The organism is Methylocystis sp. (genome assembly GCF_021731785.1).
Classification (GTDB): Bacteria; Pseudomonadota; Alphaproteobacteria; order Rhizobiales; family Beijerinckiaceae; genus Methylocystis.
Genome location: NZ_JAKFWS010000004.1, coordinates 64,368 through 78,951, shown reverse-complemented (window position 1 = coordinate 78,951; position 14,584 = coordinate 64,368). Strand labels below are relative to the sequence as shown.

The 14,584-nt window shown below is 62.7% G+C and carries 15 protein-coding genes; 6 read left to right on the top strand and 9 right to left on the bottom strand.

What is annotated here, in order from left to right:
• Positions 1-115: 115 nt before the first annotated feature.
• A complete protein-coding gene (locus QZ964_RS00705; protein WP_292527954.1) occupies positions 116-919 on the bottom strand; it encodes a methyltransferase domain-containing protein in 804 nt (267 codons plus the stop codon).
• Positions 920-1,151: 232 nt separating this feature from the next.
• On the opposite strand from QZ964_RS00705, the gene QZ964_RS00700 reads away from it, so the two are divergent.
• The 5 genes from QZ964_RS00700 to QZ964_RS00680 all read left to right on the top strand — a co-directional run bounded on the left by QZ964_RS00700 (position 1,152) and on the right by QZ964_RS00680 (position 4,981).
• A complete protein-coding gene (locus QZ964_RS00700) occupies positions 1,152-1,541 on the top strand; it encodes a 2Fe-2S iron-sulfur cluster-binding protein (RefSeq protein WP_292527963.1) in 390 nt (129 codons plus the stop codon).
• Positions 1,542-1,716: 175 nt separating this feature from the next.
• A complete protein-coding gene (locus QZ964_RS00695) occupies positions 1,717-2,766 on the top strand; it encodes an NAD(P)/FAD-dependent oxidoreductase (protein WP_292527952.1) in 1,050 nt (349 codons plus the stop codon).
• Positions 2,767-2,807: 41 nt separating this feature from the next.
• Entirely contained in the window at positions 2,808-3,494 is a 687-nt protein-coding gene (locus tag QZ964_RS00690; protein WP_292527950.1) for a 4'-phosphopantetheinyl transferase superfamily protein, read from the top strand.
• Between the two features lie 64 nt (positions 3,495-3,558).
• Positions 3,559-4,146, top strand: coding sequence for an SRPBCC family protein (locus QZ964_RS00685; protein WP_292527949.1), 588 nt, complete (start codon positions 3,559-3,561; stop codon positions 4,144-4,146).
• Positions 4,147-4,276: 130 nt separating this feature from the next.
• Complete coding sequence (locus tag QZ964_RS00680; RefSeq protein ID WP_292527947.1) at positions 4,277-4,981, top strand: sulfate transporter family protein; 705 nt, start codon at positions 4,277-4,279, stop codon at positions 4,979-4,981.
• A 190-nt stretch (positions 4,982-5,171) separates the two neighbouring features.
• On the opposite strand, the gene QZ964_RS00675 is transcribed toward QZ964_RS00680, so the two are convergent.
• From QZ964_RS00675 to QZ964_RS00650, 6 genes are read right to left on the bottom strand one after another with little or no spacing between them, the layout of a single operon-like run.
• Positions 5,172-6,041 (bottom strand): ParB/RepB/Spo0J family partition protein, encoded by an 870-nt coding sequence (locus QZ964_RS00675; RefSeq protein WP_292527945.1) that lies wholly within the window; start codon positions 6,039-6,041, stop codon positions 5,172-5,174.
• Between the two features lie 22 nt (positions 6,042-6,063).
• Positions 6,064-6,876, bottom strand: a complete 813-nt coding sequence (locus tag QZ964_RS00670; protein WP_292527944.1) for a ParA family protein — start codon at positions 6,874-6,876, stop codon at positions 6,064-6,066.
• Positions 6,873-7,511 carry a 16S rRNA (guanine(527)-N(7))-methyltransferase RsmG gene (locus QZ964_RS00665; RefSeq protein WP_292527942.1) on the bottom strand — a complete coding sequence of 213 codons (639 nt, stop codon included), beginning with the start codon at positions 7,509-7,511 and terminating at the stop codon, positions 6,873-6,875. Before QZ964_RS00665 ends, QZ964_RS00670 begins: the two co-directional genes overlap by 4 nt.
• The gene (gene mnmG, locus QZ964_RS00660; protein ID WP_292527940.1) at positions 7,508-9,349 is read right to left on the bottom strand and encodes a tRNA uridine-5-carboxymethylaminomethyl(34) synthesis enzyme MnmG; all 1,842 of its coding nucleotides are present in this window, start codon (positions 9,347-9,349) and stop codon (positions 7,508-7,510) included. The genes QZ964_RS00665 and mnmG overlap by 4 nt, the downstream gene beginning before the upstream one ends.
• A gap of 30 nt (positions 9,350-9,379) precedes the next feature.
• A complete protein-coding gene (gene mnmE / locus QZ964_RS00655; protein ID WP_292527939.1) occupies positions 9,380-10,678 on the bottom strand; it encodes a tRNA uridine-5-carboxymethylaminomethyl(34) synthesis GTPase MnmE in 1,299 nt (432 codons plus the stop codon).
• Positions 10,675-11,652, bottom strand: a complete 978-nt coding sequence (locus QZ964_RS00650) for an aromatic ring-hydroxylating dioxygenase subunit alpha (RefSeq protein WP_292527937.1) — start codon at positions 11,650-11,652, stop codon at positions 10,675-10,677. The genes mnmE and QZ964_RS00650 overlap by 4 nt, the downstream gene beginning before the upstream one ends.
• 59 nt (positions 11,653-11,711) lie before the next feature.
• On the opposite strand from QZ964_RS00650, the gene QZ964_RS00645 reads away from it, so the two are divergent.
• Positions 11,712-12,200, top strand: a complete 489-nt coding sequence (locus QZ964_RS00645) for a GNAT family N-acetyltransferase (protein WP_367119175.1) — start codon at positions 11,712-11,714, stop codon at positions 12,198-12,200.
• Between the two features lie 27 nt (positions 12,201-12,227).
• Here the strand turns inward: QZ964_RS00645 and QZ964_RS00640 are convergent, their stop codons facing one another.
• Positions 12,228-13,181, bottom strand: coding sequence for an HNH endonuclease (locus tag QZ964_RS00640; RefSeq protein WP_292527933.1), 954 nt, complete (start codon positions 13,179-13,181; stop codon positions 12,228-12,230).
• Between the two features lie 110 nt (positions 13,182-13,291).
• Positions 13,292-14,557, bottom strand: coding sequence for a transcription termination factor Rho (rho, locus tag QZ964_RS00635; protein WP_292527932.1), 1,266 nt, complete (start codon positions 14,555-14,557; stop codon positions 13,292-13,294).
• Positions 14,558-14,584: the final 27 nt, after the last annotated feature.

Here is a 14,584-nt window from a genome sequence, read left to right as displayed (position 1 = left end):
GCCGCGCCCGCGTCCATTGGCCGATGCGCAGCGCGACGCCGCGTCGCGCGTCGCGCTGCGCATCGGCCAATGGACGCGGGCGCGGCTGTAGCGCGCCGACGCTGCAGCGCCCAGTTCAGGGATTCGACCCTTCCCACAGCATGATATTGAGGCAGGCGAGAAACGCGCCGCTTTGGCCGGTCGCCTGCGTCGCCTGGCGCCAGCCTTCCGCTTCGTCTTGCGTCAGCGCGCCTGCAGCAACGCAGTTTTCCGTGACGCGCCCGAGGTCGAAGATGATGTCAGCCGCCTCGACGCTCCTGACGACGAGCGCATGCGCCCGGCAGCCGATGCTCTCGACGCCGAACTGCTGCAGCAGAACGCCGGCTTCTCTGCCGATATAGGGATTGGCGAAAGACTTCTCCCAGACTCCAGCGATCTTGGCGCCGGTTTCGAGATCGCCGTTGTAGACGAAGAATGTCCCCCAATCGGGCTCGGCGAGGACGATTCTGCCGCCCTTGCGGGTCACCCGAACCATTTCGCGCAACGCCTCGATGGGGGCGCTGATGTGCTGCAACGAGCGGTCGATCCGGACCGCGTCGAAGCAACCGTCGCTGAACGGCAGGCGGCGGGAATCGCCAGCGACGAAGCGCGCATTCGCAAGGCCCTGCGCCCTTTCCCGCGCAAGGCCGAGAAAACCCTGCGACGGGTCGAGCCCATAGACATTGGCGCGCGGGAAACGCCGCGCCAATTCGATGACGTCAAAGCCGACCCCGCAGGCCACGTCCAATATGCTGCTGTTTCCCGATATCTGGAGGGCGTCCCAGGTCTCCTGCTTGTAGCGCCTGAAAAACGGCGTCCCGTTCATGAAATCGAGACAGCGGGTCAGATCGGACCGCATTGCGCCGTCGGCGTGGCGGAAGCTCAAAGCGATGTCCGTCATCGGCGCCTCTCTCGTGCGACTTTAATCCGATAAATCGTTGGAAGGGGACCCAGGGTCGCGCTCCTGGGAGGGGCTAGCGCCGCAAACGGGCGGGTGGTAACTGGACGGCGACGATTTAGGCGCCCGCCGGCGAACCGCGCGCGGCGCGAACGAACAAAGACCATGGCTTTCCGCCCTGCGGACATCGGAAGCGCCGGGAACTTTGAGCATGCATGAGAAAGAGACAGGCGTCATGGCGAAGATGAGCTTTGAGGATGCTGCGACCCGCTATGGCGCCGAGCCTGGCGGCGGCGCGCCGACAAAGGTCAAGATCACCTTCATCGACTCGCAGGGTCAAGCCCGCACCGTCGAGGGCGAGGTCGGCTCCACCGTCATGGAGACCGCGCGCCGCAACGACATTCCCGAAATCGCCGCCGAATGCGGCGGCGCCTGCGCCTGCGCCACATGCCACGTCTATGTCGATGAAAACTGGACGGAAAAGGCGGGCAAAGCGTCGCAGATGGAAGAGGATATGCTCGACTTCGCCTTTGACGTGAAGCCGAATTCGAGGCTGTGCTGCCAGATAACCGTAAGGCCGGAACTCGAAGGACTCGTCGTCACAACGCCCGCCCAGCAGGGCTGACGCCCCGAACCGCGCGGGCTTGAATCTCTCGACAAATGCGATAGACGAACAAGGCGGCGCCGTTTTTCGAAGTCGGCGCGCCCATATGCGTCCCGCGCGAGCGGTGTGGATTCGCGACGCTACGCCAACGGCGCCCTTCCTCATCAAGGTTTGAGGCCTTTACCGGGAATTGACCATGAACCAGCTTAAAGAAGCCGCGATCGAAACCGATGTCGTCATTGTCGGCGCCGGCCCCGCGGGTCTTTTCTCCGTGTTCGAACTTGGCCTCTTGGACATCAAGGCGCATGTGATCGACATTTTGCCGCGCGCCGGCGGCCAATGCTCCGAGCTCTATCCCGAAAAGCCCATTTACGACATTCCCGGCCTGCCGATCTGCACCGGCCAGGAGCTGACCGACAATCTGCTAAAGCAGATCGAACCCTTTCGCCCGACCTTTCACTTCAATGAAATGGTCGAAACGCTGGTCTCGCTCGGTACGCCCGAAAAACCGGAATTCCGGCTCAGCACGGATGCCGGCAAGATTTTTCACGCCAGGGTCGTCGTTATCGCCGCGGGCGGCGGATCGTTCCAGCCCAAAAAGCCGCCGATTCCGAAGATCGACGCCTATGAGGGCAAGTCGGTGTTTTACGCCGTGCGCCGCATGGAGGACTTCCGCGACAAGAATGTCGTGATCGTCGGCGGCGGCGATTCGGCGCTCGACTGGACGCTTAATCTGCAGCCGGTCGCCAAGAGCCTCACGCTTGTCCATCGCCGCGACCAATTCCGCGCCGCGCCGCATTCCGTCTCGGCGATGCAGGAGCTTGTCGCGGCAGGCAAGATCGATTTCCGGCTCGGTCAGATCACCGCCGTCGAAGGCGAGGACGGCGAGCTGATGCGCGCCACGCTCAAAGGCAATGACGGCGTCGAGCAGCAGATCGCCTGCGAACGATTGATGCCGTTCTTCGGCCTCACCATGAAGCTTGGTCCCGTCGCCGATTGGGGACTTCAGCTCAATGAAAACCTTATCCCCGTCGACACCGAAAAATTCGAGACGAGTCATGCCGGCATTTTCGCCGTCGGCGACATCAATTCCTATCCGGGCAAATTGAAGCTCATCCTTTCAGGCTTCCACGAGGCGGCGCTCGCCGCGCAGAAGGCGCATCGCTACGTATATCCCGACAAGAAGCTTCTCTTCCAATACACGACGTCCTCAACCAATCTCCAAAAGAAGCTCGGAGTCTCCTGACGTCGGCTAACGCTGCTTGCGAGACGTCCGCCATCGTCGATGTGTCGTTCATCGACATCGCGGCGATCGCCGACGACGAATGGCCGAGGCTCGCAGCGCTTCTCGATGAAACCGAATCAGCGCGGGCGCAGCGTTTCGCTTTTGATGACGACCGCCGCGCCTATATCGCCGCCCATGCGCTGCTGCGCGCGCGCCTTTCAGAGCGCGCGACATCGGTAGCTCCCGCCGAATGGCGTTTTGACGCGACGCCGCACGGCAAGCCCGTTCTGCGCGCCCCGCACGCCGGTTTCAACGTCAGCCTATCGCATACGCGCGGCATGGCCGCTGTGGCGATCGCCTCGGGGCGTGAGGTCGGCGTCGACGTCGAGTCTGTTCGGACGCGTCGAAAGGCCGTCAACGTCGCCGAGCGCTACTTCGCACCCGAAGAGGCTGCGCTGTTGCGCGCCGAATCCGATCCGCTTGTGCAGACCGAACTTTTTTTTGCGATCTGGACTCTCAAAGAGGCCGTCGTGAAGGCCGACGGGCGCGGCCTGGCGCGCGGGCTCGACAGCTTTGTCGTGAACCTGTCGCCGCTCGCGATTAGCAGCGGCTCCGGCGAGAACTATGGCGTCGCGCAGTGGCGGCGCGGCGGTTTCTTCATCGCCGCGGCGGCCTGTGGCGCCGGCGCCAGTTTCCGCCTCGAGGAAGCGCATGCGGGCGCGCTGATTGACGCACGCGGAACGATTTGAAGCCGCAGCCCAGCGCGCTAGTTCAGTCGCGGGCTCGCATGGCGCAGGGCAATGGAGGAGAGTCATGATCGGCTTGCTGTTTATCGTGATTTGCTACGGCGCCGCTTTGCTCGCATTGGCCGTTTACCTTGAGCCGGATCGCTTCGTCGTGCGGCGCGAGGCGGTGATCGATGCGGCGCCGCGCCAGGTTTTCGCCGCGATCAACGATCTGCGCAATTGGCCGTCCTGGTCGCCTTGGGCAAAGCTCGATCCAAACGCTGAGACCCATTACGAGGGACCTGCGGCCGGCCCCGGCGCGGTCTTCGAATGGTCCGGCGACAGGACAATCGGCGCCGGGCGCATGACCATCGTGGACAGTGAGCCGGGCGAGCGCGTCCACCTCAAACTCGATATGCGAAAGCCTTTTGTCGCGACCAACGACGTGACCTTTTTTCTTGCTCCCGACGGCGAAGCGACGCAAGGAGGATGGCTCGCGCGCAATTTTGGTTTTGGCGGAGATTCCGCCGCGCGCAGGACTCATGTCGTGTGGAGCATGTGCGGAAACGCCAGCCTGTTGAACAGGGCGATGAACATTTTCGTCAGTCGCAACAGGATGATTGGCGAGCAGTTCGAGAAGGGTTTAGAAAATCTCGGCGCGCATTTTAGCAAATAGCGTTGGACCGCTGACCGAGCGTTGCTCTTGCGACGCGCGATGCGAAACGCCATCTGCATGACGGTTGCGACGCGCCTCATGCGTCGCCAAGATGCGCTCGCCATGATGAACTCGCCATGATCAACTCGCCATGACCGAAATGTTTGAGTCCGCCTTGGCGGCGCTGCGGCAAATCATGACGCCGCCGTTTCGCGCGGTTCTCGTCAAAAGTCTCGGCATGACATTCCTGCTGCTTGCGCTGGCCTGGGTCGGTCTCGACAAGCTCGCCCTGTCGTTCGTAATGGTCGACCATCCGTGGCTGCAGACGGCGCTGGCTTATGCGACCGGCGCGGGCCTGTTCTTTCTGATGGCGTTTCTCATTGCCCCCGTCTCGGTGCTGGTGTCGGGATTGTTCCTTGACGATCTCGCCGATCATGTCGAAGCGGATCTCTATCCGCCGGAACGGCGCGGGCGCGCCATTCCCGCGACTCAGGCCGTGTTCATGGGGCTGCGCTTCGCCGGCATCTCGGCGATCGTCAACTTCTTCGCGCTGCTGCTGCTCTTCGTGCCGGGCATCAATGCGGCGGCCTTTCTCCTCGCCAACGCCTATCTTTTCGGTCGCGAATATTTTCTTTTCGCGGCGACGCGCTTTCGTTCGCTGCAGGAGTCGGAAGAGCTGCGCCGCCGCCATGCGCTTTGGCTGTTCGTCGCCGGACTGTTCATCGCCGTCTTCGTCGCGACGCCTGGACTGAATGTGTTGACGCCGCTCTTCGCCGTCGCCTTCATGACCCGTGTCCATCGGATGCTGTCGCCAAATCCGCACGAGGAAGCGCCGCAGTCCGTTCGGCGACAATAGACCGCGCGTCTGGCGGCACGCGGAACGCGTTGCGGCGTAGTTTTTCAGCCTTCATGGCCGGGCTCGTCCTTGCCATCCACGTCGGGACGATGCGCAATAGCTGCAAGGCTTGCGGGCGCGTGAACGCCCGCGACAAGTGCCGGCGTGAAGGATGGGATGGGGATCGAGAATCGAGCCTTCTCGCAAAAACCTATTCGCTGAGAAGGCGGCAGATCGACTCGAGTTGATCGAGCGAGCGATATTTGATCCGCACTTCGCCCTTTTCGCCGTTCGGCCGCAATTCGACGTTCAAGCCGAGCGCGTCGCTCAGGGTCTTTTCGATCGCGCGCGTATCGGCGTCCTTGGCGACGCGCGCAGAATGTTTCGATGGGCGAACCTTCTCGGTCTGCTCTTGAGCCAGCCGTTCGACGTCGCGAACCGTCAACCCCTGTTCGACGATGCGCCGCGCGATTGCAGCGGGATCGGCGACCGCAAGCAGCGCGCGCGCATGGCCGGCGGAAATCGCGCCTTCGCACACGAGCTTTTTCGCCGCTTCCGGCAAATTCAGCAAACGTATCGTGTTGGCGATGTGAGAGCGGCTCTTGCCGATGATTTTGGCGATCTCGCCATGCGCATAGCCGAACTCCGCGCCGAGCCGCTCATAGCCCTTCGCTTCCTCAATCGCGTTGAGATCGGCGCGTTGCACATTTTCGATGATCGCGAGTTCGAGCGCTTCCTTGTCGTCGGCCTCATGGATGACGACCGGCACATCGGACAGGCCCGCCATCTGCGCCGCGCGCCAACGCCGCTCGCCGGCGATGATTTCATAAGCGTCGGCGACGCCGGCGATGGCGCGCACGACGATCGGTTGTATCACGCCCTTTTCGCGGATCGACGCGGTCAGTTCGGCGAGATCCTCTTCGCGAAAGGACGTGCGTGGATTGCGCGGATTAGCGCGCAGGAATTCAATCGGCGCCTTTCGCGGACCCCGCGGCCGTTCTACGGGAGCGGAATCCGCTGCGGCGTCGCCGAGAAGCGCCGCCAATCCACGGCCGAGCCGGCGCCGTGAGTCCTCCGCCATCTTCGAGACGCTCCTCTTTCCGTTAAGCCGCGCGCAGACGCTTCTCGCGCTGGATCACTTCCGAGGCGAGCTTGAGATAGGCCTGACTGCCGGAGCATTTGAGGTCATAGAGCAGCACCGGCTTGCCATGCGACGGCGCCTCGGAAACCCTGACGTTGCGCGGAATCATCGTGTCATAGACCTTCTCGCCCATGAACCGTCGCACGTCGGCGGCGACCTGATTGGCGAGGTTGTTGCGCGGGTCGTACATGGTCAAAACAACGCCGTGGATCGACAACTTATGGTTGAGCGTTTGCTTGACCTGCTCGACGGTCGACAGCAGTTGCGACAAGCCTTCGAGCGCGAAAAATTCGCACTGCAGCGGCACTACGACGGCGTCTGCTCCGGCTAACGCATTGATTGTAAGGAGATTTAGCGATGGCGGGCAGTCGATGAGAATATAGCTGTATCGCCGCTCCGCGTCATGTTCGGCGGCAAGCTCGGCGAAGGCGCGCTTCAACCTGTAGGCGCGATCCTTGTCATTGGCGATTTCGAGCTCTACGCCGAGGAGATCGAGCGTCGACGGCGCGATCGACAGCCGCGGCACCGCCGTGGCGATGATCGCATCGGCAAGGCTGGATTCGCCGAGCAACACGTCATAGGTCGAGATCGCGCGGTGATGACGGTCGACGCCGAGGCCGGTCGAGGCGTTGCCTTGCGGATCAAGGTCGATGACGAGAACGTCCTCGCCGACCGCCGCGAGCGCGGTGCCGAGATTGATGGCGGTGGTCGTCTTGCCCACGCCGCCCTTTTGATTGGCCAGCACAAGGATGCGCGGCGACGTCGAAGCGGTCACGATGGGGAAGCCTTGCGCTTGATCACGACGATGCGCGCGCCCTTGCGGGTGCGGCTTTCCGCCGACTCGCAAGTGAAACTACCGGTCGCTTCGACAGCGGTCAATTCATCTCGCCATTCTTCCCCTTTTAAAAATACGCCAATGCCGCCTGCCGTCAGCGGCTTTTCGGCCAGCCCCAAGAGGCGTGGCAAGGGCGCGAGCGCGCGGGCACTGACGCCGTCGATTTGGCCGGCCAATTTGGGCAGAGCGGCTTCGATCCTCTCGGCATGGATGATCGCCGGCGCCGCTGTTTCACGTGAAACAGCGCGTAGGAAGCTCGCCTTGCGTTGGTCGCTTTCAATCAAATGGACCACCGCGCCCGGCATCGATTTAAGCAGCAGCGCCGTCACCAGACCGGGAAAGCCGGCGCCCGAGCCCATGTCCGCCCAGCGCGAGATGTGCGGCGCCGCCGCCAGGGCCTGCGCCGAATCGGCGAAATGGCGCAGCCAAACTTCATCAACGGTACCCGACGATACGAGATTGATCTTCGCTTGCCAGCGTCTCAGCAATATCGCGTAGATCTCAAGCTCCGCCTCAATCGACTTGAGTTCCGGAAAGAGCCTCAGCGCTTCTTGCCGGTCGGCTACTTCCTTCACGCGCGGCGCGCCCGCGCGGCTAGCAAGGTAAGCGCCGAAGGCGTCATGCCGTCGATGCGCTGCGCCTGGCCGATCGTGCTCGGCCGCAAATAGCTGAGCTTGCCGCGCAATTCCGCCGACAGGCCGGCGATCGCCGCATAGTCCAGCCCCTCGGGCAAGGCCAGACGTTCGTCGCGTCGATACGCGTCAATATCGGCCTGCTGGCGGTCGAGATAGACGGCGTAGCGCGCTTCCGTCTCCAGACGCTCCACAGTGTCCGGATCGATCCCGTTGAACTCGGGCCAGATCGACGCGAGGCGATCGAGCGTGATGTCGGGAAAGGACAGCAGCGCATAGGCGCTACGGCGCAGCCCGTCCTGATTGACCGCCAGACCGTGTCGGAGCGCCGCCGCCGAGGTCAATTCACGCGACTGAAGCAGCGTTCGCGCGGCCGCGAGGCGCGAGGCGCGGGCGGCGTAATGTGACGCGCGGCCTGCGCCGACGCAGCCGATCTCGATCCCGCGCGGCGTAAAGCGCTCGTCGGCGTTATCGGCGCGCAGCGACAGGCGATATTCGGCGCGCGAGGTGAACATGCGATAGGGCTCGCTGACCCCGCGGGTCACGAGATCGTCGACCATCACGCCGAGATAGGCTTCGGCGCGATCGAAGACGATCGCAGCACTGCCCGCCGCATGGCGCGCGGCATTGATTCCGGCCAGCAACCCTTGCGCCGCGGCCTCCTCATAGCCGGTCGTGCCGTTGATCTGGCCTGCGAAGAAAAGCCCTTGAATCCGCTTGGTTTCGAGCGTCGCTGACAGTTCGCGCGGGTCGACATAATCATATTCGATCGCATAGCCAGGCCGCAGAATGCGCGCCTCTTCCAGGCCCGGAATGGCGTTGATGAACGCCTGCTGGGTTGGGAGCGGCAGCGAGGTCGAAATCCCGTTCGGATAGACGGTGTCGTCGTCTAGGCCTTCGGGTTCGAGAAAGATCTGGTGCGCGTCGCGATCGGCGAAGCGCGTGACCTTGTCCTCGATCGACGGGCAATAGCGCGGCCCTGGACCGGAGATCGCGCCGGTGCGCATTGGCGAATGATGGAGGTCGTCGAGAATGATCCGATGCGCGGCCGGCGTCGTGCGGGTGACGCCGCAGGCGATCTGCCGATTTTCGATCTTCGTCGTCAGATAGGAGAAAGGTTCTGGCGTCGGATCGCCCCATTGCTGTTCCAGCCTGTCCCAGCGGATGGTGCGGCCGTCGAGCCGCGGCGGCGTGCCAGTTTTCAGCCGCGCGACAGCAAAGCCCGCGTCCCGCAACCGTCGGCTCAGCGCGTTCGAGGGGGCGTCGCCCATCCGGCCGGCCGGCGTCCGCGCGTCGCCGATATGGATCACGCCGCCGAGAAAGGTGCCGGTGGCGACGACGACGCTCGACGCCCGAATTTCGCCCTCGGCGGTGACGATGCCGCGAACCGCGTCGCCTTCCATCAGCAGATCGTCGACGCAGCCTTCGATGATCGTCAGATTTTCCGTCGCGGCCAGCGCCGCCTGCATCGCCGCGCGGTAGAGCCTGCGGTCGGCCTGGGCGCGCGGACCGCGCACCGCCGGCCCCTTGGAGCGATTTAGCACCCGAAACTGAATGCCGGCGGCGTCGGCGACGCGCCCCATCAGACCGTCGAGGGCGTCGATCTCCCGTACCAGCTGGCCCTTGCCAAGGCCTCCGATCGCCGGGTTGCACGACATTTCACCGATTTTGGCGCGGTCCTGAGTCATTAGCGCGGTGCGCGCGCCGATTCGCGCCGCGGCGGCGCCAGCCTCGCAGCCGGCGTGCCCGCCGCCGATCACAATCACGTCGAAATGTCTCATGAGGGAAGCCTGTTTCACGTGAAACATATATCACTTGCCGATACAGAATCGCGAAAAAACCGCGTCGAGCACGTCTTCGACATCGATCGCGCCGACGATCCGCCCGAGCGCGCGAGCGGCGCGGCGAAGCTCTTCGGCCTGAAGCTCCAGCGGCGAGTTGAGGCCCATCACGGTTGCGACGCTTTCTATCGCCTGTTCCAGCGCAAGGCGATGCTTTTCCCTCACGATCAGCGCCGACGCCCCGTCGCCCAGCCGCGCGCGGGCGCGGGCTTCGATCGCGGCGGCGAGAGCTTCGAGACCTTCGCCGCTCAACGCGCAGATTCCGATCGCGCCTTCGGGCGCCGGGCTCAGATCGGTCTTGGTCGCGACGCGGATCATCTCGACATCCCCGCGCGGCGGCGCCTCGCCCGAATCCGACAGCCACAGGGCCAGATCGGCCATTTCGATCCGCGCCATCGTCCGATCGACGCCGATCCTTTCGATCTCATCGGCCGCCTCTCGGAGGCCCGCGGTGTCGATCAGCGTGACCGGCAGGCCGCCAATGTCGAGATGGGCCTCGATCATGTCGCGCGTCGTGCCGGGAATCGCCGAAACGATGGCGAGATCGCGCCGGGTCAACGCGTTGATCAGCGTGGATTTCCCGACATTGGGCCGGCCCAAGATCATGACGAGGAAGCCGTCGCGCATCCGCTCGGACGCGGGGGCGAGACGCAGCGCCGCGCCCATGTCTTCCACAAGCGGCGCCAGCAGCGCAGAGAGCCGCGTCGGCGAGAAAGCGCCGACATCGCCCTCGTCACTGAAGTCGAGCTCGGCTTCAAGAAGCGCCAGCGCCTCTATGAGCGCGCCGCGCCAGCCCTCGACTTTGCGCCGCAGCGCGCCGCCGGCGATCCGCAACGCCTGCCGGCGCTGCGCCTCGGTTTGCGCGTCAATGAGATCGGCGAGCGCCTCCGCCTGCGAGAGATCGAGCTTGCCATTAGCGAAGCCGCGCCGGGCGAATTCGCCGGGGTCCGCAGGCCGCAGCCCCGGGAGCCGCTGCAACGCGGCGAGCGTCCCCTCGACCACCGCGCGGCCGCCATGAAGTTGCAGCTCGGCGTAATCTTCGCCGGTCGAGGACGCGGGGCCCGGAAAGAACAACGCCATGCCGCGGTCGAGCATTTCACCGGTCGCAGGATCGCGCAGGATCGCGAACGTCGCCTGCCGGGGCTCGGGGCTCTTGCCCGCCAGCTTCCTCAGCGCCTGCCCCGCCCCCGGGCCGGAAATCCGGATGATCGCGATCGCCGCCCGTCCGGCGCCGGTGCCGAGCGCGAAAATCGTGTCGGGCGCCGTCACGGCGCGAAGCACTCGCGGCGGCGCGGCGCAGACGCGGAGCTTCCCAGTAGCCGCTCGCGATAGATTTTGCGAAACGCCAAGGTCGGCGCATCGGTGCGGACAGAGGCCTCTTCGGCGGGCGGCGGGACCTCCGCCGGCAGAGAGGATTCGACGATCGCCTGATCCTCGCGGGCGATCCGCCGGTTCATCCAGCGGAAAGCGAAGTCAAACAGCGGCGCGCGGGCGAAGCTGCGCACGGTCAAGAGCCAGAGGCGCGTCGTTTGCTCATCTTCGGGGATGCAGGCGACCATCAGCCGGAAGGTTTTCCCTGGCGGATCGATGAAAAGCTCCATCACGTTGGGAAAACGGTAATCCATATTGCCGGCGCGTGGGCTCCCATCGACGCTTGCGCAGATGCGCCCGCCATAGGTCCTCGACTCGAAAACCATCTCCAGCCTGCCATCTCCGACATGCTTGGCGAGGTCCCGTCCGATCGTGCTGCGGTGCACAAAAGGCAGATGCGGACTGTCGAGCATGTTTTCCATCACCCGCGTCCAATGCGCCTTCCAGGTTACGGATTGTGCGCATAAGGCCACGCGATCTTGTGCCGTAAGAGTCTGAGAAGGTTCAGGTTCTTCTGTCGGGTCGAAGCCGGTGTAAAGCCACAGCAATCCGCCGGCCTCGCGACATGGCAGCGACGTGGCGGCAAGGTTTTCGCGCTTGGCGTCGGGGTTCCAGGGGACATGGCAGTTGCGGCCTGCGCCGTCGAAGCGCCAGCCGTGGAAGGGGCATTCGATGACGCCATACTCGACCCGACCAAGCGACAAGGCGACACCGCGATGAGGACATTGATCGATCAGCGCGCAAGCCTTGCCGGCATCGTCGCGAAACAACACAACCCGCTCGCCGGCGACGCGCATCGCGAGCGGCGCCACGCGCTTCAGATCCTGCGCAACCCCGACGATCGTCCACACATTGGCAAAATTCTTGAACATGCGCGCCGCTTATTCCTTTCGCCGCTGGAATTCGCAAGAGCCTTCCGGCACAAAGACATATGCGAACGCGAGCGATATGTCGCCGGCTCAACGCCTCGGACGCGGACCTCTTTCAAGCGTTGCGACTTGAGAGCTTTCGATTGGAGCCCCGCGCCTTTCGTTTCGCGCCTGCAGATGAGGCGCATATTGCGACGGACGCCGTCGCCGCCCGCCTCACGCGCGACTTCGTCATCGGCGCCTTCAATGCAGATGACTCACAAATGATCGGCGTCGGCGGCCTCGCATGGGGCGGCGGCGTCAAGACGCGCCACAAGGCGCTGCTCTACGGCATGTATGTGAGGGCGACTCATCGCAGATCGGGCGCCGCCGACGAGATCATGAAGAGGCTGATCAACGAAGCCAAACAGAACGTCGAAATCTTGACGCTCACTGTCGTCTCAACGAATTTGCGCGCGCTGCGCTTTTACGAGCGATGGGGATTTCGCGTCTATGCGTTGAAGAGCGCTCAGCGAAGATTTGCGAAGGCGATTATCTCGACGAAACGCTGATGGCGCTTCGCCTAAAGTGAGCAAAAACTATCCCTTAAAGACTTCATTACGATGCCATGCCAGAAACTGCCTGTGAGGCCGCAAATCCGCTCGTTTCGGCAACAACAGCTTGCTGTTGCCGCCAAGCAACCTGTCGATCGAATCGGGCAATCTGTCTTTTGCGAATAGCAGACTATAATCGTCATCAACAGAGATCAGCCCTCTATCGAACATCCAGTGCAGTGTTCCGGACAACGCTATGCCATTGCGCACGCTGTCCGGACCAAGATGTTCGACTGGCCGAATGTGAGCCGCTTGCACCTCAGAACGTCCACCGCCATTGATAATTCTGATACCGGACATGGCGCATGTATCGCTGTAGGCATCCTTGACCGCTGCAGAAAACGCCCTGTCTCGAAAGGGACGCGAGATGAGCTGTTCGACAATCCTTCGATCTTGCTCCGACGGTTCGTCGGGGTAACTGAACGCCGACTGGCTTTCGGAAAATCCGGTTATGGGATGCATCGGCTCTTCCGGAATATCCCGCACCGGTCGAAGGCGCTGTTCTAAACCAATGACATGTCCGAAGCCGGTCTGCCATATACGATCAAATTCAGCGTCCGTTATATTTCGCACTGCGCGACCGAACGCGCCTCTATTTGTGGACCCATCTGATTTCTCAAGGCCAGCTTCGTAATAGAAGCCGCCCTCTTTAAATGGCACCGGTCTAACAAACTGAAGGAATTGCGACATCTCAGCAAAATAATGGTCTCCGCGCGAGCCGTCAGCGATGATCCGATCGAGTCGGGCCATAGCGAAATAGACCTGAGCGCCACCACGACTGCCAGGTTCAATCGTCGAGCGGCGAGGTTCGTAATAAACGACCCAATCGCCCACAGCCTTGCAGACTTGGTTTAAATACGTCTTTGGAAAATGGTATCGCACTTCTGGCAAGTCATCATAAGCAGAAGAGCTTTTTGTCGTGAATACGGCCTTGGTCATGGCGCGACCGCATGCGAGCTATTTTGCGCATTGTACAATTATTTCACAAAACAAAAAAGGCGCGGCGGGAGTGAGCCGACCGCGCCTTGGCTGTGCAGTATTCTCGCTAGTTAAGTGTTCATCGAATCGAAGAAGCCCAGATTGTTCTTCGTTTCGCGCAGCTTGCCCAAGAGGAATTCGATCGCGTCGACCGTGCCCATCGGATTGAGGATACGGCGCAGCACATACATCTTCTTGAGGATATCGCCGGCGACGAGCAGCTCTTCCTTGCGGGTGCCGGAACGGGTGATATCCAGCGCCGGGAATATGCGCTTGTCGGAAACCTTGCGGTCGAGAATGATCTCGCTGTTGCCGGTGCCCTTGAACTCCTCGAAGATGACTTCGTCCATGCGCGAGCCGGTGTCGATCAAGGCCGTCGCAATGATGGTGAGCGAACCGCCCTCTTCGATATTGCGCGCCGCGCCGAAGAAGCGCTTGGGACGCTGCAACGCATTGGCGTCGACGCCGCCGGTCAGCACTTTGCCCGAAGACGGCACCACGGTGTTGTAAGCGCGCCCGAGTCTGGTGATTGAATCGAGCAGGATCACCACGTCGCGACCGTGTTCGACGAGACGCTTCGCCTTCTCGATCACCATTTCGGCGACCTGCACGTGGCGAACCGCCGGCTCGTCGAAGGTCGAGGAAACGACCTCGCCCTTCACCGAGCGCTGCATGTCGGTGACTTCTTCAGGCCGCTCGTCGATGAGCAGCACGATGAGATAGCACTCGGGATGATTGGTCGTGATCGACTGCGCGATATTCTGCAGGAGCACGGTCTTGCCGGTGCGCGGCGGCGCCACGACCAGCGCGCGCTGCCCCTTGCCGATCGGCGCAACGAGATCGATGATGCGCGACGAGAGATCCTTGCGGGTCGGGTCTTCGATTTCGAGCTTGAGGCGCTCGTCCGGATAGAGCGGCGTCAGATTGTCGAAGGGCACCTTGTGGCGCACCTTCTCGGGATCTTCGAAATTGATGCTGTTGACTTTTAAGAGCGCGAAATAGCGTTCGCCTTCCTTCGGGCTGCGGATCATGCCTTCGACCGTGTCGCCGGTGCGCAGGCCGAATTTCCGGATCTGCGAAGGCGAGACGTAAATGTCGTCGGGTCCGGCAAGATAGTTCGCGTCGGGCGAGCGCAGAAAGCCGAAGCCGTCCTGCAGCACTTCGACGACGCCTTCGCCGACGATCTCGACATCGCGGCTGGCGAATTGTTTCAAAATGGCGAAAAGCAGCTCCTGCTTGCGCAAAAGAGAGGCGTTTTCGACTTCATGCTCTTCGGCGAAAGCGAGGAGTTCGGCGGCGGACTTGGCCTTCAAGTCCGAAAGTTTAATTTCCCGCATTCAGGGTGAACCTTGGGGTTTTGCGCG